This window comes from Streptomyces sp. NPDC044704 (genome assembly GCF_056433525.1).
The window spans coordinates 41042-60944 of record NZ_JBWKGY010000010.1; the positions used below are offsets into that span (position 1 = coordinate 41042).

At 73.4% G+C, this 19903-nt stretch carries 15 protein-coding genes and 1 tRNA gene; 8 read left to right on the forward strand and 8 right to left on the reverse strand.

What is annotated here, in order from left to right; translation table 11 throughout:
• Positions 1-41 precede the first annotated feature (41 nt).
• From AC07B0_RS23885 to AC07B0_RS23905, 5 genes are all read right to left on the reverse strand, one after another.
• The gene (locus AC07B0_RS23885; RefSeq protein ID WP_478898888.1) at positions 42-1391 is read right to left on the reverse strand and encodes a cytochrome P450; all 1350 of its coding nucleotides are present in this window, start codon (positions 1389-1391) and stop codon (positions 42-44) included.
• Complete coding sequence (locus tag AC07B0_RS23890; RefSeq protein ID WP_478863883.1) at positions 1388-2797, reverse strand: FAD-binding oxidoreductase; 1410 nt, start codon at positions 2795-2797, stop codon at positions 1388-1390. Before AC07B0_RS23890 ends, AC07B0_RS23885 begins: the two co-directional genes overlap by 4 nt.
• 71 nt (positions 2798-2868) lie before the next feature.
• Complete coding sequence (mdlC, locus tag AC07B0_RS23895; protein ID WP_478898889.1) at positions 2869-4476, reverse strand: benzoylformate decarboxylase; 1608 nt, start codon at positions 4474-4476, stop codon at positions 2869-2871.
• Between the two features lie 166 nt (positions 4477-4642).
• Positions 4643-6967, reverse strand: coding sequence for a hypothetical protein (locus tag AC07B0_RS23900; RefSeq protein ID WP_478898890.1), 2325 nt, complete (start codon positions 6965-6967; stop codon positions 4643-4645).
• Positions 6967-7041, reverse strand: a tRNA-Pro gene (locus AC07B0_RS23905). Before AC07B0_RS23905 ends, AC07B0_RS23900 begins: the two co-directional genes overlap by 1 nt.
• Before the next feature lie 418 nt (positions 7042-7459).
• On the opposite strand from AC07B0_RS23905, the gene AC07B0_RS23910 reads away from it, so the two are divergent.
• From AC07B0_RS23910 to AC07B0_RS23925, 4 genes are all read left to right on the forward strand, one after another.
• On the forward strand, positions 7460-8803 hold the full coding sequence (locus AC07B0_RS23910) for an ABC transporter substrate-binding protein (protein WP_478898891.1): 1344 nt from the start codon (positions 7460-7462) through the stop codon (positions 8801-8803).
• 110 nt (positions 8804-8913) lie between these two features.
• A complete protein-coding gene (locus tag AC07B0_RS23915) occupies positions 8914-9735 on the forward strand; it encodes a carbohydrate ABC transporter permease (protein ID WP_356879140.1) in 822 nt (273 codons plus the stop codon).
• Between the two features lie 101 nt (positions 9736-9836).
• Complete coding sequence (locus tag AC07B0_RS23920) at positions 9837-10685, forward strand: carbohydrate ABC transporter permease (protein WP_356879084.1); 849 nt, start codon at positions 9837-9839, stop codon at positions 10683-10685.
• A 109-nt stretch (positions 10686-10794) separates the two neighbouring features.
• The gene (locus AC07B0_RS23925; protein ID WP_478898892.1) at positions 10795-13818 is read left to right on the forward strand and encodes an alpha-mannosidase; all 3024 of its coding nucleotides are present in this window, start codon (positions 10795-10797) and stop codon (positions 13816-13818) included.
• 24 nt (positions 13819-13842) lie between these two features.
• Here the strand turns inward: AC07B0_RS23925 and AC07B0_RS23930 are convergent, their stop codons facing one another.
• Both AC07B0_RS23930 and AC07B0_RS23935 read right to left on the reverse strand, forming a co-directional pair.
• On the reverse strand, positions 13843-14370 hold the full coding sequence (locus tag AC07B0_RS23930; RefSeq protein WP_478898893.1) for a hypothetical protein: 528 nt from the start codon (positions 14368-14370) through the stop codon (positions 13843-13845).
• Positions 14367-14912 carry an alpha/beta fold hydrolase gene (locus AC07B0_RS23935; RefSeq protein ID WP_478898894.1) on the reverse strand — a complete coding sequence of 182 codons (546 nt, stop codon included), beginning with the start codon at positions 14910-14912 and terminating at the stop codon, positions 14367-14369. The genes AC07B0_RS23930 and AC07B0_RS23935 overlap by 4 nt, the downstream gene beginning before the upstream one ends.
• A gap of 170 nt (positions 14913-15082) precedes the next feature.
• On the opposite strand from AC07B0_RS23935, the gene AC07B0_RS23940 reads away from it, so the two are divergent.
• Together AC07B0_RS23940 and AC07B0_RS23945 are read left to right on the forward strand one after the other, a co-directional pair.
• Positions 15083-17107: an oxidoreductase gene (locus AC07B0_RS23940; protein ID WP_478863889.1), complete on the forward strand. Its 2025-nt coding sequence runs from the start codon at positions 15083-15085 to the stop codon at positions 17105-17107.
• Between the two features lie 61 nt (positions 17108-17168).
• Positions 17169-17582 carry a PaaI family thioesterase gene (locus AC07B0_RS23945; RefSeq protein WP_469382785.1) on the forward strand — a complete coding sequence of 138 codons (414 nt, stop codon included), beginning with the start codon at positions 17169-17171 and terminating at the stop codon, positions 17580-17582.
• A 12-nt stretch (positions 17583-17594) separates the two neighbouring features.
• Here AC07B0_RS23945 and AC07B0_RS23950 read toward each other — a convergent pair whose 3' ends face one another.
• On the reverse strand, positions 17595-18527 hold the full coding sequence (locus AC07B0_RS23950) for an SDR family oxidoreductase (RefSeq protein WP_478898895.1): 933 nt from the start codon (positions 18525-18527) through the stop codon (positions 17595-17597).
• 141 nt (positions 18528-18668) lie between these two features.
• Between AC07B0_RS23950 and AC07B0_RS23955 the strand changes: the two genes are divergently transcribed.
• The gene (locus AC07B0_RS23955) at positions 18669-19361 is read left to right on the forward strand and encodes a TetR/AcrR family transcriptional regulator (RefSeq protein WP_356879143.1); all 693 of its coding nucleotides are present in this window, start codon (positions 18669-18671) and stop codon (positions 19359-19361) included.
• A 62-nt stretch (positions 19362-19423) separates the two neighbouring features.
• The gene (locus AC07B0_RS23960) at positions 19424-19876 is read left to right on the forward strand and encodes an SRPBCC family protein (RefSeq protein WP_356879096.1); all 453 of its coding nucleotides are present in this window, start codon (positions 19424-19426) and stop codon (positions 19874-19876) included.
• The last annotated feature ends 27 nt before the right edge of the window (positions 19877-19903 follow it).

Sequence of the window (19903 nt, forward strand, 5' to 3'; positions counted from 1 at the left end):
GCCGGGCTCACGGCGCGTGGAGGCGGCCGGTGTGCCGGGGGTCAGGACTGGAGGCGCAGGCGGATGGCGGCGGTGTCCAGGACCCCGGGGAGCGGGCGGCCGGGGTCCAGGACGGGGCGGGCGCCGGTGATGCGGTGGCCCCGCAGGACCTCGGCGCAGACCAGCGAGGTCAGCAGCAGGGCGATGTGCTCGCCCGGGCAGCGGGCGCCGCCGTGGCTGAACGGCGCGATCCGGGTGTCCTCGTGCACGCCCGGTACCAGCCAGCGGCCCGGCGCGAAGAGGTGCGCGCCGTCCACCTGGTCGGGATCGCGCTGGTGGAAGCCCATCGGGACCAGGACGTCCGTTCCGGCCGGGTAGCGCACCCCGCGCCACTGCGTCTCGGTACGGGTGACCCGTACGAGGTCCGGGACGATCGGGTACAGCCGCGTCGACTCCTCCAGGCAGGCCCGCAGCCGGGGCAGGCCCGCAACCCGGGCCGCGGCCTCCGTACGGGCCGCGTCCTGCTCGGCCGGGTGATGGGCCAGCAGGAGCAGGGTCCGGGCGACGACGGGAGCGGCGAGGTCGATGCCGAGGAGCCAGTGGTGGGTCTGGCCCAGCGGGTCCGTGCCCTCGGGGGAGGGCTCGGCCAGGGCCCGGGCGGCCAGGGAGTGGGCGGGAGCGTCGGCCGCGTACCGCGCGATCCGGGCCTCGACCCTCCCGTACAGGGCCCTGGTGGCCTCCGGCTTGCTGCGGCCCATCCAGTTGCCCTGGCCGCGCAGGGTGACCAGCCAGTCCGTCAGCTCCTGGTCGTCGGCCGCCTGGTCGCCGAGGACGACCCGCCGCGAGATGCGGGTCATCGTCTTCCAGAGCAGCGGGAAGTCGACGACGGGCCGGGCGGTCAGCCGCCGGCACTCCTCCTCGACGACCGTCCGGAACTCCTCGCACGAAGGGTGCACCGGCTGGTCGGAGGCCAGCGCCCGGTCGTTGACCCGCCTTCGGTCCTCGCGCACGGCGCCGTGCGAGCAGATCACCCCGGTGGGTTCGAAGACCGACAGGCTGCGGTACTTGTCGGGGGCGTCCATCGCGAGGACGTCCACCGGCTCCTCGAAGAACCGCCGGATGTCCTGCTCGTCGAACAGGACGAGCATCTCGCCGGACAGCGCCCGGACCTGTACGGGCGCTCCGCCGTGGCGGGCCTTCAGCGCCCGCAGGGTCGCGGTCGACCAGCTCGGCTGGTCGATCCGCGAGTACATCGACATGACCCCGAAGCGGGGGTTGGCGACGCCGCGGACGAACACCGGCAGGGTGTGGGTGGCCACGAAGCGGAGCGTCTCCGCCAGGCCCGCCCGGACCGGCGGCGGGCCGAAGACCTCGCCGCGGACGCCCTCGGGCGCCTCCGCCGACTGGGTCACGCCGTCACGACCTTCCCGGGGTTGAGGAGGTTCTTCGGGTCGAAGAGGCGCTTGAGCCCCCGCTGGAGTTCCAGGGAGACGGGGCCCAGCTCGCGCTCCAGCCACTCCCGCTTGAGGGTGCCGATGCCGTGCTCCCCGGTGGTCGTGCCGCCCAGTTCGAGGCCGGCCGCCATGATGTCGTCGTACGCGGTGCGGGCGCGTTCGGCCTCGGCCGGGTCGGCGGGGTCGAAGACGACCGTCGGGTGCAGGTTGCCGTCCCCGGCATGCCCCAGGGTGAAGATCTTCAGCCGGTGCAGGGCGGCGATCTCCTCGATCCGGCCGACCAGCGTGGACAGCGCGGAGCGGGGCACCGCGACGTCCTCGATGAAGGCGGTCAGGCCGCCGCCGCGGGCGGCCATGTACGCGGCGAGGGCCGGACTGACCAGGCGGCGCGCCTCGATGATCTCGCGGGCCTCCTCGTCGGTCGCGGAGGTCGCGATGTGGTCGGAGCCGGCCTCCTTGCAGAGCAGTTCCATCGCCGTGAGGTCCGCCGAGGGGTTCGCGGTGTCGCTCTCGACGATCAGGGTGGCGGCGCTGCCGGGGCGCAGCAGCGGGTGGCGGCCGAGGGCGACGACGGCCTCGGTGGTGGCCCGGTCGAGGAGTTCCAGCGCGGACGGCGTGTGCCCGGCCGCGATGATCGAGGCGACGGCGTCCCCGGCCGCGGTGAGCGAGGGGAACTGGGCGAGGAGCGACAGCGCCGGGGGCCGCGCGGGCCGCAGGGCGAGGGTGGCGCCGACGACGACCGCGAGGGTGCCCTCGGAGCCGACGACGAGGCGGGTCAGGTCGTACCCGGCGACGCCCTTGGCGGTGTCGTGGCCGGTCCGCATGCGGCGGCCGTCGGGCAGGACCAGGTCCAGGCCGAGGACGTAGTCGGCGGTGACCCCGTACTTCACGCAGCAGATGCCGCCCGCGCCGGTGGCGATGTTCCCGCCGATGGTGCAGTGCTCCCAGGAGGCCGGGTCCGGCGGGTACGTCAGCCCGAACTCGGCCACCGACTCGGCCAGGCGGCGCGTGGTGACCCCGGGCTCGCAGCGGACCAGCCGGTTGGCCGGGTCGATGGACAGGATCCGGTCCATCGCGGTGGTGGACAGCACGACGCAGCCGTCGACGGCGTTGGCGGCGCCCGCCAGTCCGGTGCGGGCGCCCTGCGGGACGACGGGGACGTCCAGCGCGTACGCGGTCCGCATGACGTGCTCGACCTGTTCGGCGGTCCGGGGAACGGCGACCACCGCCGGGGTGCCGCACTCGGAGAAGGGGGCGGAGTCCCGGGAGTGCGCGGCGAGGGACGCCGGGTCGGTCAGCAGGACGTCGTCGGGGAGCGCGGTGCGGAGCGCGCGCAGCAGGGGGGTGTCGGTGGTGAGGGGCATGCCGGCCTTCCGGGACGGTGCGGTGCGGTGCGTGCGACTGCGGGAGGGCTGCGAAGAGCTGCTGCGGGCCGCTACATCGTGGGGAGTTCGGTGGTGACGGGGACGTCGATGAGCACCGGGCCGTCCTGCTGGAGGGCCGACTCCCTTACCAGCTTGGCGAGTTCCCCGGCGCCGGTGGCCCGGTGGGCGCGCACGCCGTAGCCGGTGGCGATCGCGGTGATGTCGAGCCCGGGGATGTCGAGGCCCGGGGCGCCCTGGGCGTGCTCCACCTGGGCGAACCACTGGAGGATCGCGTAGCTCTGGTTGCTGAGGACGACGAAGGTGACCGGGATCTTGTAGGCCGCCGCGGTCCACAGGGCCTGGACGGCGTAGTGGGTGGAGCCGTCGCCGATGACGCAGACCACGGGCCGGTCGGGGGCGCCGAGCTGCGCGCCGACGGCCGCGGCGAGGCCGAAGCCCAGGCCGCCGCCCGCCGTGAACAGGAAGGAGCCCGGGGTCGCGATCCGGGTGGCGTCGTGGAACTGCCCCAGGTTGGAGGGGGATTCGTTGATCCACAGGGTGTTCTCGGGGGCGCCCTGGGCGATGGCCGTCATCGCGGCCAGCGGGGTGAGGGTGCCGTCGACGGTCTCGACGGACTCCGCCCGGCCGATCCGGGTCGTGGCGGGGGCCTCCCGGCCGGGCAGCTCGGCGAGCAACGCCTTCACGGTCAGGGCGAGGTCCGCGACGATCGCGTCACCGACGGGGGCGCGGGCCGCCTCGTCGGCGTCGCGGGTGAGCTGCACCAGCTCCGCGCCGGCGGGCAGGTAGGCGCCGGGGACGTAGGGGTAGTAGCAGAACACCGGGGCGCCGATCACGAGGATCAGGTCGTGGCCCTCCAGGCAGCGGGAGAGCGGGGCGATCGCCGGGGGCAGCATCCCCCGGTACTGCGGATGCGACTTGGGGAAGGCGATCCGGCCCTCGGTCGGCGCCGACCACACGGGCACCCCGGTCCGCTCCGCGAGCGCGACGACCGCGTCCCAGGCCCCGGCGGCGTCCACGTCGTTGCCGACGACCAGGACGGCGCTGCGGGCACCCGCCAGCCGTCCCGCCAGCTCCCGCACCACGTCGGAGGGCGGGAGGGCCGCGTGCGTCACGGTGCGGGCCGCCGTCCGCTGCGCCGCCCGGTCCTCGGACTCGTCGAGGGCCACGTCGAAGTCGTCCATCGGCAAGGAGAGGAACACCGGCCCCTGCGGGGGCGCTTCGGCGATCTGCACGGCACGGGCCAGGGCCGGCGCGACGTCCGCGGGGCGCGGGGGCTCGTACGCCCACTTCACCGCCGGCTGGGGCAGGAGCGTGGACTGGGGGTTGGTGAGGAGGGCCTCCATGGTGAGCATGGCCCGGACCTGCTGCCCGGCGGTCACCACCATGGGGGTCCGGTTGGCCCGGGCGTTGAGGATCGCCCCCATCGCGTTCCCGGTGCCCGGCGCGGTGTGCAGGTTGACGAGGGCGGTGGTGCCGGAGGCGAGGGCGAAGCCGTCCGCCATCCCGACGACGACCGCCTCCTGGAGTCCGAGCACGTACCGGAAGTCGTCCGGGAACTCCTTGAGCATGGGCAGTTCGGTGGAGCCGGGATTGCCGAACACCGTGGTCATCCCGCGTGTTCGCAGGACGTCCAGGACCGACTCTCGAACCGTGCGCATGGGGGATCCTCCGCGAAACCGACGGGAACGGTGCGTGATCAATGCATCACACTGTGTCGACCGGGATCAAATTCCATGATCCGTTCGTGTCGGTCCTCGCGGAAGGGTGGCCGGCCGTCCCCCGGGCGTGTTAACGCGCCGGTGGACGGCCCGCCGTGGGCGTCCGCTACGGCTTCCCGCGCACCGGTTCCCGCTCGTGCGCCTCGATGCGGCACATCCAGTGCCCGTCGGTGCTCCAGCCCAGCAGCCGCCGGGCCCGGCCCCCGTCGGCGGCGCCGTCCGGGCCGAAGGCACCGCCGCCGGCGACCAGGCGCAGCCCGGCCAGGGCGGGCGCCAGACGGGCCCGGACGTGGGCCGGCCGCCGGGCGGCCTCCTCGTCGATCCAGGCCAGTACGGCGCGCCGGTCCGTCTCCTCGCACAGCGAGAGGTGGAAGAGCATCTGCCGCCAGGCGTACGCCGCGTCCTTGACCGCGGGCAGCGGGCGCGGGTTGCCCTCGACCCGGGCCACCAGCCGGCAGACCGCGTCGAAGCAGTCACGGGCCAGGCCCGCCCACCCGGGCAGCGGCGCGATCCCGGCCCGCGCGACCAGGGTGGCGAGGTTGTGGGTGGTGAGGATCTGGGCCTGCTCGATCACCGTCCCGTTCGCCGCCACCCCCCAGGCCCCGTCGGTCCCCGCCCGGTCCGCGCACATGCGTGCGAAGTCCGGTGCGCTGCGCGCCCGGTTGACGCCGGTCGCCCGATCGGCCGCGCGGGCCACCGCCATACGGCGCACCGCCCGGTAGTCGATGCCGTAGTAGCGCGCGTACAGGCTGCCGTCGAGGAGTTCGGCGGCGACCCGCGCGGCCACCAGGAACTTGGGCGTGAAGGTGCCCGTGAAGATGTCGGCGGCCAGCTCCTCCACGAACGGCGCACCCAGTTCCGCCTGCCCCGCGAGCTGCGCCAGTTCGCGCACCAGGGGGTTGGGCAGCACCGTCGCGGGAAACGCCCGTACGGCCAGTTCGCCGAGCCGGCGCACCGCCTCGTGGGCCGGCTCCCGGACGTCCTCGCCGGCGCTCCGGTGCCCCGACACCGCCCGGACCCAGGGGAGTTCCTCGATCCGCACCTGGTGCCGGAGGTCGAGCAGCAGCAGCGAGCGGCGGCTCCGGAAGGCGCGGTACGTCGCCGCCATCAGGTTACGCAGCGGCCCGTCGGCGTACCGCTCGGCGGTCACCGCGGCGACGAGCTGCGGCACGAGCTCGGCCAGCACCTCGGCCGAGGGGACCACCCCCCGCTCCACCAGCACCTCCAGCGGGGCGCTGAGCGCGCCGGCGACGGCGGCCGCGACCGCGGGCGGGACCACCGCCCCCTCGGGCAGACCGGTCTCCCGGGCCTCCTCGGCGCTCACCGGGGCCACCGGGGACGCCACGTCCGGCGTTCCGCTGCCCTGGTCGAGGCGGGAGACGCGGCGCAGTACCAGGGCGGCCAGCGCGTGGTGCGCCGGCAACCCTGCCTGCCGGGCCTGGATCCGCCGCAGTCGGGCGTGTCCGGCGGAACCGGGCAGGCCGCGCTTGGCGACCATCGAGGTGACGGCCACCTCCAGCAGCCCGGCGAGCCGGGGCGCGAGGGCGCGGCCCGCCACCTGCTCCTCCAGCGCGCGCCGCAGGATGGCGGCGTTCGACTTCGGGTCCAGGTGCTTGGTGCAGCGGGTGTGCTCGGCGGCGAGCGCCCCGTAGCGCGCCAGCAGGGCCGCCCCGTCGGCGTGCCAGTGCGGGCCGGGCGCACCCGTACGCGCCTCCAGGCGATGGGTGAGGAGTTCGTCCTCGAAGGGCCGCCACACGGCCAGGGCCTCGCGCTGGGTCTCCACGGAGGCGTTCGGTCCGCGCCGCGCGAGTGCGGCGGTGGCCTGGCCGACGGTCCGGCGGTGCACGGAGTCCACCCCGGGCGCGGGCCGGTCCGCGGGCGGCGGGGTGAACCGCAGCCGGTCCGCGAACGGCTCCAGCACCCCGACGAGTTCCGCCGCCGCGTCGAAGTCCCCGGCGCGCACCAGCCACGCGACGGCCGCCAGCGCGGCCTCCTCCGGCACGCGCACCTCGTAGCGGCCGCTGTCCAGCAGCTCCCACAGGCCGCGCAGTCCGTCCTCGGTCAGGCAGTGCGCGAAGAGGGCGGCGCGCGTGGCCGGTACCGCGGCCCGCCGTGCGGCCTCCTCCTCGTACGGCAGCAGCGGCCCGCCCGCGGAGGCGGCGCCGGTGGCGAAGCCGCCGGTGACCACGTCCGGGGTGACCCAGGCGGGCAGCCCGGCGACGGGGGTGCGCGAGCCGACGGAGAGCACGCCCCGGGCCATGCCGGACAGGACGTCCTGCCACTGGCGGATCCGGGTCGCGGCCCGCTCGCGCGTGGCGGCGTCCGGGTGGTCCGCGGCGGTGCGCCGGGCCCGGGCGAGCCGGTCCGCGGCGTAGGAGGGGTCGACGGAGGGTGACGGGTCGGGGAGCTGCTTGTCAGCGTTGGCGTTCATGGCCGGCGTGGCAGGTTCCGCCCCTGCGCCCTCCGGGTCCCGAGCCCGGTGCTCTGCTGCTGAGCTACACGCCGTCGTTTCTCGGCCACGAACGTAGTGCGAGGCCCGCGGGACGTACAGCGGATTTCACGGCGGCCCGCCCCCTCGGACGTGGGCGGGCAGCCGTGCGGCCCTTCGGCGGCGCACTCGATAAACCGCATTAGTGCGGCCGGCTCCCGACCGTCGACAAGAAGTCAAACCCGGCCCCGCAAATCACCTTCGTTATCGAAACGATATATGCGCCGGAGGGGTCTGAACTAAAGCGCATCAGTCCAGGTGGGAGCGGGGTCAGGTGAGGCTCTTCGGGAGCCCGTCGACCCCCCTGTCGGGATTCGGGACGTATGTACCGTCGGCCAACGGGACTTCGGACACGTTGACGGGGTCCGGGTTTCCGGACAGCGTGGGCACGGCTCTCCGGCAGCGAGGCCGGAACTTCCCCCGAAGGCGGCGAAGATGACTCGTTCCCAGGCGACGCGTACGGCCATCACCACCCTGCTCGCGGGCACCCTCCTCTCCCTGTCCGCGTGCGGCCTGGACGGCGGCGGCCAGGGCGGCGGGAACACGAAGGACACGGAGAGGACCGGCACCGTGTCCGGTGAGATCACCTTCCGCACCCTCCAGTTGAAGCCGAAGTTCACCGGCTACGTCCAGGGCGTCATCGACTCCTTCGAGCAGCGCCACCCGGACGTCACGGTGAAGTGGGAGGACGTCCCCGGCGACGGCTACAACGAGAAGCTGGTCGCCGACGCGCAGGCCGGGGCCCTCCCCGACGTCGTGAACCTCTCCACCGACTCCTTCCAGCTGCTCGGGGACCGCGGGATGCTCGCCGACGTCGCCAAGCTGGACGGCGGCGTCGCCAAGGACTACGTGCCCGGCGCCTGGGAGCAGTTCAGACTCCCCGGCAAGGGAGACGGGGTGTACGCCTACCCCTGGTACGTGACACCGGAGATCCTCACCTTCAACAAGGACCTCTTCGAGAAGGCCGGCCTCGACCCCGCCCAGCCGCCCACCAGCGTGGAGCAGTTCTTCGACTACGCCGAGCGGATCGCCGCCCGGTCCGGCGGCCAGTACTCCGCCTTCATGGCCGACCCCAAGGGCCGCCTCCCCGGGGACTGGCAGAAGATGGGCGTCCCGATCCTCAACGAGAAGCGGGACCGCTTCACCTTCGACACGGACAAGGCCGTCGAATGGGTCGGGCGGATGAAGGACCTGTACTCCAAGGGCGCCATGCCCAGGGAATCCCTGCTCAAGTCCGACGACATCAACCAGCTCTACGGCGCCGGCAAGCTCGTCTTCGGCCCCGGCTCACCGGGCTTCGTCAAGGACGTCCGGCAGAACGCCCCGCAGGTCTACGAGCGCACCCAGGTCGCCGGCGCCGTCACCGGCCGCCTCGGCCACATCGGCATCTACGCCCAGGCACTCGGCATCAGGAAGGACACCGCACACCCCGACGCCGCGGCCGAGTTCGCCAAGTGGGTCACCAACGGGCCGAACCAGGTGGAGTTCTCCCGGAAGGCCACCATCTACCCGTCCAACGCGAAGGGCCTCGCCGACCCGTACTTCTCCGACCGGGGCGACGGCAAGGACGCCGCGACGGTGGCCCGCGCCGTCGGGGCCGAGCAGCTGAAGAGCGCCGCGCTCGACGCCAACACCCCCGTCGAGTGGACCAGTCAGGTCGGCGACGCGGTGGTGCGCGAGATGCAGAAGGCCATCCAGGGGGACCAGGACGCGAAGACCGCGGTGCGCAAGGCCCAGGAGGAGGCCAACAAGCTCCTCGCCGCCGCGGCCCGGCCGTGACCGCGAAGGCGGGGGCGGTCCGAGGCCGCCGGGCGAGCCCCCAGGCCGATCCGGGACTGCCGCACCGGACCTGGTGGACGCCCTACCTCTTCCTCGCCCCCGGCCTGGTCATGGTGGCCCTGTTCAGCATCTGGCCGTTCGTCAACACCGTCGTCCTGTCCTTCACCGACGCCCAGATCCTGCGCGGCGGCGGCTTCGTGGGCTTCGCCAACTACGCCCGCGCCCTTCGCGACCCGGACTTCTGGGTCGCCACCGGCAACAGCGTGCTCTACCTGGCCGTCGTCGTCCCCTGCCTGGTCCTGCTGCCGCTGGCCCTCGCCGTCCTCGTCCAGACGAAGGTCCCCGGCATCGGGCTCTTCCGCTCGGCCTTCTACACGCCGGTGATCGCCTCAGCCGTCGTCGTCGGCCTCATCTGGCAATGGGTCCTGCGCAGCGACGGCCTCGTCAACACCGTGTTCCGCGCCCTCGGTTTCGTCTCCGAGCCGGTGCCGTTCCTGACGGACAGCACCATGCTGCTGGTCTCCGCGATGATCGTGACCGTGTGGAAGGGCCTCGGCTACTACATGGTCTTCTACCTGGCGGCCCTCGGAAACGTCCCCGCCTCCCTCCACGAGGCGGCCGCCCTCGACGGCGCCGGAGCCGTCCGCCGCTTCTTCAGCATCACCATCCCGCAGGTCAAGCCCATGATGCTGCTGGTGGGGACCCTCTCCGCCATCTCGGCGCTGCGCGTCTTCACCGAGATCTACATCCTCGGCGGCGAGAGCGGCGGTCCCGGCGGTGGCGCCCGCACCCTGCCCTTCCTGATCCGGCAGGTGGGCCTCGGCTTCTCCGGCGAGACCGGCTACGCCTCGGCCATCTCCCTCCTGCTGTTCCTGCTGACGCTGGTCTTCAGCCTGCTGGGCCGCCGCCTGTCGAAAGGGGACGAGAGTTGAGCACCGCGCGAGAGCGGGGCACCGCGCGGGAAGTGAGCCCCGTACGGGAAGTGAGTACCGCGCGAGAACCGGGCGCCGCGCCAGGGCCGAGCACGAGCACCGTGCCACCCCCTCCGGTCCGTGCCGGCCTGCGCCGCCGCCGGCTCGGCCTCGCCGCCCGGTACGCCACGCTGCTGCTGATGCTGGCCGTCATGCTCGGCCCGATCGTCTGGCAGTTCCTGACCTCGGTCCGCGGCCGCACCGAGAACGTGTACGACGGGGTGCTGCCCTCCCGACCCACCCTCGACAACTACGTCCTGGTCGCCGAGTCCTTCCCGCTCCTCCAGTACGTCGGCAACACGCTGACAGTGGCGGCCCTGGCCGTCACCTCCAACATGCTCTTCGCCGCGATGGGCGGCTACGCCCTCTCCCGGGCGGGCTGGAAGGGCCGCAAGAGCGTCTTCACCGTCCTGGTGGCGACCCTGATGTTCCCCTTCGAGTCCGTGATGATCTCGATGTTCCTGACGGTGCGGGAGATGGGGCTCGTCGACACCCTCATCGGGGTCTGGCTGCCCGGCGCGGTCTCCGTCCTCAACATCATGGTCATGCGGGCGGCGTTCCTCTCCGTGCCGAGGGAACTGGAGGAGGCCGCGGTCCTCGACGGGGCGAACGAATGGACCCGCTTCACCCGGGTCTTCCTGCCGGCCGCCAAGGGCGCCCTCGCCGTCGTCTGCATCACCAGCTTCATGGGCGCCTGGGACGACTTCCTGTGGCCCCTGCTCGTCCTCACCAACAGCGACCACTACACCCTCCAGCTCGGCCTGAAGACCCTGGCCGGCGCCACCACCACCAGCGACCAGCGGGTCATCGCCGCCGGCGCCATGGCCGCCCTGATCCCGATGATGCTCCTCTTCTTCGCCCTCCAGCGTTACTTCTTCAAGGGCGTGGGCGAAGGCGCCGTCAAGATCTGACCTCCCCGGCCGCCCCGTACAGCGCCCCGTCCGCCCGCCCACCGCCCGCCCATCGCCCGTCCACCGCCTGACCGACGCCCACCCGACCCTCCCGCCTGGAGCCGCCGTCATGCACGACGACCGCAGCATCACCGAACACCGCCTGCGCCGCGTCCTCACGGAGCGCGTCAAACCCGCCGTCCGCTCCCGCTCGGTGCCGCTCACCGTCGAGCGCTGGGACGCCCCCGGGGAACCCGTCCCCGTCACCGAGGGCCTGGCCGCCCCGTACGGGCCCTGCGCGGCCGGGGACGCCTGGGGCCCCGCCTGGGGCACCACCTGGTTCAAGGTCACCGGCTCCGTGCCCGCCGACTGGGCCGGGCGCACGGTCGAGGCCGTGCTCGACCTCGGCTTCGACCGGATGATGCCCGGCTTCCAGTGCGAGGGCCTGGTCCACCGCCCCGACGGCAGCGAGGTCAAGGCCCTCAACCCCTACAACGACTGGGTGCCCGTCACCGACCGCGCGGAGGGCGGCGAGAGCGTCGAGTGGTACGTCGAGGCCGCCTCCAACCCGGTCCTGGTCGACCACGCGGCCACCTACGAGGGCGACCGGCAGACCAGCGGGGACCAGCCCCTCTACCGGCTGGCCCGGATGGACCTCACCGTCTTCGAGACGCAGGTCTGGGAACTCGTACAGGACCTCGAAGTGCTGGGCGACCTGATGACCCAGCTCGACGGGGCGGACGCCCGCCGGTACGAGATCCTGCGCGCCGTCGACTCCGCGCTCGACGAGCTCGACCTCACCGACGTACCCGGCACGGCCGCCGCCGCCCGGGACCGCCTCACCGCGGTCCTCGCCGCCCCGGCCAACGCCTCGGCGCACCGCATCAGCGCCGTCGGCCACGCCCACATCGACTCCGCGTGGCTGTGGCCGCTGCGCGAGACCGTCCGCAAGGTGTCCCGGACCACCTCCAACGTGGTCGCGCTGATGGACCGGCACCCCGAGTTCGTCTTCGCCATGTCCCAGGCACAGCAGCTCGACTGGATCAAGACGTACCGGCCCGAGCTCTTCGAACGGATCAAGAAGAAGGTCGCGGACGGCCAGTTCGTGCCCGTCGGCGGCATGTGGGTGGAGTCCGACACCAACATGGTCGGCGGCGAGGCCATGGCCCGCCAGTTCCTCTACGGCAAGAAGTTCTTCCTCGACGAGTTCGGCATCGAGACGAAGAACGTCTGGCTGCCCGACTCCTTCGGCTACACGGCGGCCATGCCGCAGATCGTCAAGCTCTCCGGCTCCCGCTGGTTCCTGACGCAGAAGATCTCCTGGTCCCAGGTCAACCCGTTCCCCCACCACACCTTCTGGTGGGAGGGCATCGACGGCACCCGCGTCTTCACGCACTTCCCGCCCGTCGACACCTACAACAGCGACCTCGGCGGGGCACAGCTGGCCCACGCGGCCCGCAACTACCGCGAAAAGGGGCGTGGTTCACGCTCGCTGGCCCCCTTCGGCTGGGGCGACGGCGGCGGCGGACCCACCCGCGAACACCTGGCCCGCGCCCGCCGCCAGCGCGACCTCGAAGGCTCCCCGCGGGTGGAGGTGGAGCGGCCCGACGCCTTCTTCGAGAAGGCCCACGCCGAGTACGAGGACGCGCCCGTCTGGGCCGGAGAGCTCTACCTGGAACTCCACCGCGGCACTTACACCTCCCAGGCCAAGACCAAGCAGGGCAACCGGCGCAGCGAATCGCTGCTGCGGGAGGCCGAGTTGTGGGCCGCGACCGCCGCCGTGCGCGTCCCCGGCTTCGGCTACCCGTACGAGGACCTGGAGCGGCTCTGGAAGACCGTGCTGCTCCACCAGTTCCACGACATCCTGCCCGGGTCCTCCATCGCCTGGGTGCACCGCGAGGCCCGCGCCACCTACGCGGCGGTCCGCGAGGAGCTGGAGGCGATCACCCTGGCCGCGCAGAGCGCGCTGGCGGGGCCCGGCGAGGAGGAACTCGTCTTCAACTGTGCCCCGCACACCCGGCGCGGCATCCCGGCCGGCGGCGCCGGACGCCCCGCGGCGCCCGCGCAGCCCGTCACGGTCGAGGAGCGGCACGGCGGCGGGCACGTCCTGGCGAACGGCCGGCTGCTGGTCGAGGTCGACGGCAGGGGACTGATCGTCTCCGCCTACGACCTGGAGGCGCGCCGCGAATCGCTCGCCCCGGGAACCGCGGCGAACCTGCTCCAGATCCACCCCGACTTCCCGAACATGTGGGACGCCTGGGACGTCGACGCCTTCTACCGCAACAAGGTCACCGATCTCGTCGCCCTGGACTCCATGGAGGTCACCGCCAGCGGTCCGGACGCGGCGACCGTCACGGTGACCCGCTCCTTCGGCTCCTCCAGGGCGGTGCAGACGATCACCCTGCGGGCCGGCGCCCGGACCGTCGACCTCGGGGCCGACGTGGAGTGGCACGAGACGGAGAAGTTCCTCAAGGCCGCCTTCCCGCTCGACGTGAAGGCCGAACGGTCCGCCTCTGAGACCCAGTTCGGCCACGTCCACCGCGCGACCCACACCAACACCTCCTGGGAGGCGGCCAAGTTCGAGATCTGCGCCCACCGATGGATCCACGTGGAGGAGCCCGGCTGGGGCACGGCCCTGCTCAACGACTCCACGTACGGGCACGACGTCACCCGGGACGTGCGCCCCGACGGCGGCCAGACCACCACGGTCCGGCTCTCCCTGCTGCGCGCGCCCCGCTATCCCGACCCGGAGACCGACCAGGGCCGCCACACCCTGCGCTTCTCCCTCGCGCCCGGCGCCACGATCGGGGACGCGGTGCGCGAGGGCCACGCCCTGAACCTGCCCGAACGCACCCTGACCGGTGCGGAACCCGTCGCACCGCTGCTGTCCGTCGACGAGGGGGCGGTGGTCGTCGAGGCCGTCAAACTCGCCGAGGACCGCGGCGGCGACGTGATCGTACGGCTCTACGAGTCCCGCGGCGGCCGGGCCACCGCCACCCTCACCCCCGGCTTCGCGATCACGGCCGCGGTGGAGAGCGACCTCCTGGAGCGCCCCCTGCCGGGCACGGCCGTCGCGGCCCCCGCCGCGGACGGCGCCGTCCCCCTCACGCTGCGCCCCTTCCAGATCGTCACGGTCCGGCTGCGCCGGGCCTGACCCCGGGGACGCGGCCCGGGACCGTCATCGCTCCAGGGCCGCGTCCCACGCCTCCGGCGTCCGGTGGTGCCCCCGGTGCCCGGCGGCGAGTACGGTGCGCAGCGCGGCCAGGTGCTCCGTGTCCGGGGGGAGGTCCAGCCCGTCGAGGAGCGCGAGGCCCTCGGCGGGGTCGAGGTCCCCGTACACGTCGTGGTAGCAGAGCAGGACGGCCCGGAAGAGGGCGTGGTGCAGGGCGGGTACGCGGGCGGCGGCCCGGTAGGTGGCGGCCTTCGCGGGCCAGGGGACCGGTCCGGAGGACTCCAGTACGCGGCGGGCCCGGCGCAGCAGGGCTTCCGGTGCGCCGGGCAGCAGCCGGTCGCGGTCGTTGCCGAGTACCTCGGCGAAGGCCGTCTCCGAGGTGGTGTGGTCCTCGAACCATTCGACCCAGAGCGAGTAGGTGATCGCCCCGGCGACCACCGGCGCCTCCAGCCGCTTCCGGTAGCCCTCCCACAGGGCCCGGACCGCCACCGGGTCCGGGTCCTCCCGCAGGACGAAGCCGATCTCCACGGTCACCCAGTAGTCGTCGAGGAGGTCCGCGAGGCCGAGGCCGTGATCCGTCCGAGCCCCTCCCGCCAGGCGGGATCGGGCCGGTCCAGCTGGGCCCGTACCGCGAGGACCATCGCCCAGTCGAAGTCCAGGTCGCCCTCGGGCCGCACCGGGGCCACGGGCTCGCGGGGGCGCAGGTCCGGTACGTCCTCCAGTACGAGCCGGACGACCCGCCAGGGCTGTTCCTGCGCGACGAGGCAGGCCACGGCCCCGCCCGCGGAATGCCCCACGAGGTCCACCGCGTCCAGGCCCAGGGCGTCGAGGAACCCGAGCACGTCGTCCCGCATCAGCTCCAGCGAGTACCGCTCCGTCCGCGCGCTGCGGCCGTGCCCGCGCAGGTCCAGGGCGTAGACCCGGCGCTCCCGGGCGAGTTCGTCCCGTACGGGGGACCAGTGCGCGGCGGTCTCGCCCAGTGCGGGCAGCAGGAGCACCGGGTCGCCGTCCGCGGGACCGGCCGCCTCGTACGCCAGCCGCACCCCGTCCACCGTCACCGTGCGCCGCTCTTCCATGATCCCGAGGCTATCGGGGCCGTGAACTGCGCCACAGGCGGGGGAGGGGCGGGCCCGTGGTGGCGGGTTCCGGTGTCCGAACCGCCCCCATCTGTTTATGCACCTAGTTGCAAAACCGGCTGCCCCTCGCTAGAACAGGTTCATCACCCCCGCGCGAGGAGGCGCCCCCCATGAGTTCCCAGAGCCGGTACCCGCACCTGCTGAGCCCCCTGGACCTCGGTTTCACCACCCTGCCGAACCGCGTGATCATGGGTTCGATGCACACCGGCCTGGAGGAGCACCAGGGCGGCTTCGAGCGCCTCGCCGCCTTCTACGCCGAGCGCGCCCGCGGCGGCGCCGGCCTGATCGTCACGGGCGGCATCGCCCCGAACGACGCCGGACGCCCCTTCGAGGGCGGCTCCCGGCTGACCACCGAGGAAGAGGCCGCCGAGCACCGGGTGATCACCGAGGCGGTGCACGCCGAGGGCGGGAAGATCGCCATGCAGATCCTCCACTTCGGCCGCTACGCCTACCACAAGGACCTGGTCGCCCCCAGCGCCCTCCAGGCCCCCATCAGTCCCTTCGTCCCGAACGAGCTCTCCGACATCGAGATCGAGCGGACCGTCGAGGACTTCGTGCGCGCCGCCCGCCTCGCCAAGCTCGCCGGCTACGACGGAGTCGAGATCATGGGCTCCGAGGGCTACCTGATCAACGAGTTCATCGCGGCCGCGACCAACCGGCGCACCGACCGCTGGGGCGGCGCGTACGAGAACCGCGTGCGCTTCCCGCTGGAGATCGTCCGCCGCACCCGCCAGGCCGTCGGCGAGGACTTCATCCTCGTCTACCGCCTGTCCATGCTCGACCTGATCCCCGGCGGCTCCACCCTCGACGAGGTCGTCCACCTCGCGAAGGAGGTCGAGGCCGCGGGCGCCACCATCATCAACACCGGCATCGGCTGGCACGAGGCCCGCATCCCCACCATCGCCACCTCCGTACCGCGCGGCGCCTACACCTGGGTCACGAAGCGGCTGATGGGCGCGGTGAGCGTGCCGCTCGTCACCAGCAACCGCATCAACACCCCCGAGGTCGCCGAGGAACTGCTCGCCGACGGCCGCGCCGACCTGGTCTCCCTCGCCCGCCCCTTCCTCGCGGACGCCGACTTCGTCGCCAAGGCCGCCGCCGGCCGCTCCGAGACCATCAACACCTGCATCGGCTGCAACCAGGCCTGCCTCGACCACACCTTCAGCGGCAAGATCACCACCTGCCTGGTGAACCCCCGCGCCTGCCACGAGACCGAGCTCGTCCTCGCGCCGACCCGGCTGAAGAAGCGCGTCGCCGTCGTCGGCGCCGGTCCGGCCGGCCTCGCCTGCGCCGTCTCCGCCGCCGGGCGCGGCCACGCCGTCACCCTCTACGAGGCCTCCGGCCGCATCGGCGGCCAGCTCGACGTCGCCCGCCGCATCCCGGGCAAGGAGGAGTTCGAGGAGACCATCCGCTACTTCGGCACCCAGCTCGTGGACAGCGGCGTCGAGGTCCGGCTGAACACCCCGGCGGACGTGGCGGCCCTGCGCGACTACGACGAGGTCGTCGTCGCCACCGGCGTCACCCCCCGCACCCCCGCCATCGAGGGCGTGGACCGGGACAACGTGGTCAGCTACCTCGACGTCCTGCGTGACGGAGCCCCCGTCGGCGAACGCGTCGCGGTCGTCGGCGCGGGCGGCATCGGGTTCGACGTCGCCGAGTTCCTGACCGACAGCGGGGAGGGCGCAGCCCAGGACCCCGAGGTCTACTTCCGGCACTGGGGCGTCGACACCGCCTACGCGGGCCCCGGCGGCCTCACCGCCGCCGAACGCCCCGCCCCGCCGCGCCAGGTGCACCTGCTCCAGCGCAAGACCACCAAGGTGGGCAGCGGCCTCGGCACCACCACCGGATGGATCCACCGCGCGGAGCTCAAGCACCGCGGCGTGGTCTCGGTCGCCGGAGCGACGTACGAGCGGATCGACGACGAGGGCCTGCACATCACCGTCGACGGCGAACCGCGCCTGGTTCCCGCCGACACGGTCGTCCTGTGCACCGGCCAGGAGCCCCGCCGAGACCTGTACGAGGAGCTGCGCGCCGCCGGGGTCGAGGCCCACCTCATCGGCGGTGCGGACGTGGCCGCCGAACTCGACGCCAAGCGGGCCATCCGCCAGGGCACCGAACTGGCGGCCACCCTCTGACCGAAGCCCCTTTCGGGGCAACGGTGTTGTGGCGGCCCGCCCGGGCCGCCACAATCCTCGGGTGACGCTGACACCGGCAGAAGCCGACAGGATCCTCGCCGACAACTTCGCCCCCTGGGTGCTGGCCCTCGGCCTCACCGTCGAGGAGACGGGCACCCGGCACGCCGTGCTGCGGCTGCCCTGGTCCGATTCCCTGGCCCGGGACGGCGGAGGTCTGAGCGGGCAGGCTCTGATGGCCGCCGCCGACACCGCGACCGTCGTCGCGATCTCCGCCGCGCGCGGCGGGTACGGCCCCATGACCACCGTCCAGCAGTCCACGAGCTTCCAGCGGCCCGTGACCGGCGCCGACGTGCTGATCGACGTACGCGTCACCAAACTCGGCAAGCGGATGGCCTTCGCCGACGTCACCATGACCCCGGACGGCGCGGACGAACCCGCCGCCAAGGCCTCCACGGTCTACGCCCTGCTCGGCTGACCGTCCCCGGCGTCAGCGCTCCACGCCGAGCGCCCGGACGCCGGTGAGGGCTTCCGCCCGGTCCCAGAGGCGGGCGTTGGCCCCGCGGTCCAGGGCGCGGCGCGTGATGCGGGCCTCGGTGGCCGGGCCGACCAGGCCGAACGTCCCGCCCGGCCCGTAGTAGCCGCCCGCGGCCGCGTCCGGGCTGGTCGCGGCGTACAGCAGGGGCTCGGTGCCGGGGCGGACCTCCTGCTTCGGAAGGAAGTCGAGGGTGCTCACGAGGCGGTGCAGCCGGGACGGCTTCCCCCGGCCGAGGCTGGCTCCGGCCGTCTGCAGGTTCGTCTTCGTGTAGCCGGGGTGGGCGGCGGTGCTCCGCAGCGGCCAGTCCCGGTCGGCCGCGAGCTCGGCCAGGTGCCGGGCCATCATCAGGTCGGCCAGCTTGGACTGGGCGTAGGACAGCATGGGGTGGTAGCGCCGCCGCTCGTACTGGAGGTCGTCGAAGTCGACCCGGCCGAAGTTGGCGGTGCCGCTGCTCATGGTGGTCACGCGCGGGGCGGGGGCCGCCAGCAGCGCGGGCAGCAGCCGTACGGTCAGGGCCAGCGGGCCGAGGAAGTTGCTGCCGAACTGGAGCTCGAAGCCGTCGGCCGTGGTCATCCGGGCCGGCGGGGCCATCACCCCCGCGTTGTTCACCAGCAGGTCGAGGGGGGTGCCGTCGGCGAGGATCCCGTCGGCGAAGGCGGCGACCGAGGCGAGGTCGGCCAGGTCGATCCGGCGCACTTCCAGCCGTGCCCGCGGGTGGCGGGCCAGGATCTCCGCGCGGGCCCGCTCGCCCTTGGCGGGAGTGCGGACCGCCAGCACCACGCGGGCGCCCGCCTCCGCGAGACGGCGCGCCGCCTCCTTGCCGGTGCCGCTGTTGGCGCCGGTGACGACGACGAACTTTCCGGACTGGTCGGGAACGGCGTACATGACGGCTCCTTGAGGGCGGCGGCAGCACGGGGTCGGTCGGCGCGAAAATAACAGACCGGTGGTCTGCTGCTCTCCTCCGAAGCTAGCAGACCGCTGGTCTGATAACAACAGACCGCAGGTCTGTACGCTGGGCGCGTGTCCATTCCCTCGAAGTTCCAGCGGGCCCGCAGCGAGGAGCAGCGCGCCGCCCGCCGCCAGGCGATCCTCGACACCGCCGCCGGGATGCTCGCCGAGATGCCCGTCGCCCAGGTCACCCTGAACGAGCTCAGCCGCCGGGTCTGCCTCGCCAAATCCAACGTGCTGCGCTACTTCGAGTCCCGCGAGGACGTCCTGCTGGAACTCCTGGCCGCCGCCTCGGCGGAACTCGTCGGCCACCTGGAGCAGACCCTCGCCGGGGAGCTCGACGCCGTACCGCCCGCCGGGCGCCCCGACCGGCTCGCCGGCTGCCTGGCGCGCGCCCTGGCCGAGCGGCCGGTCCTGTGCGACCTCATCAGCGCCCAGGCCGCCGTCCTGGAACGCAACGTCTCCCCGCAGGTCGCCGCCCGGTACAAGCGGTCCGCCATCGCCCAGGCGAGCGCCCTGGCGGCCCTGCTCGCGGCCCAGCTCCCCGTGCTGGGGGAGCGCGACGCCTTCCGTTTCGTCGCCGGCGCGCTCATGGTCACCGGCGCGGTGTGGGCCCACGCACATCCCTCCGCCGCGATGCTGGCGGCCTACGCCGAGGACCCGGACCTGGCCGTACTGCGCCTGGACTTCACCGACACCCTCCGCGAGACGCTGGAGGTGCTGCTCGCGGGGCTGCTGGCGCGCGCGGAGCGTACGGGTCTGGAATCGTGACCGCGTAGGGCAACCGTGACCGCGCGGGACGACGCGGTGGACGTACGGCGAAGGAGCGGCACATGGGCGGACAGTTCGAGGCGACCGTCGAGATCGACCGGCCCGTGGAGGCGGTGTTCGCCTATCTGGCCGACGGCCGCCACGACCCGGAGTTCAGCCCGCGCGTCCAGGAGATCACGAAGGTCCCCGACGGTCCGACCGCCGTCGGCACGGTCTTCCGGAGCAGGGTCAAGGACGCCGGCATGAAGACGGGCCGGGAGTTCCGCATCACCGCCCTCGAAGCGCCGGGCCTGATGCGCTGGAGCGAGCAGAGCAAGAACCTCGTGACGGCCGAGGGCGGCTACGACCTGGAACCCCTGCCCGGCGGCCGCACCCGGGTCCGGATCTTCAACACCCTCGAAGGGCACGGGCTGGGCAAGCTCCTCGTCGGCCTCGCCGTGGGCGCCGCCCGCAAGGACGCCCCCGCCTTCGGCGGCCGCATCAAGGCGGCCGCCGAGGCGGCGCTGCCCGCCTGAGCGCGGGTCCGGGCGAGCGCGTGCCCG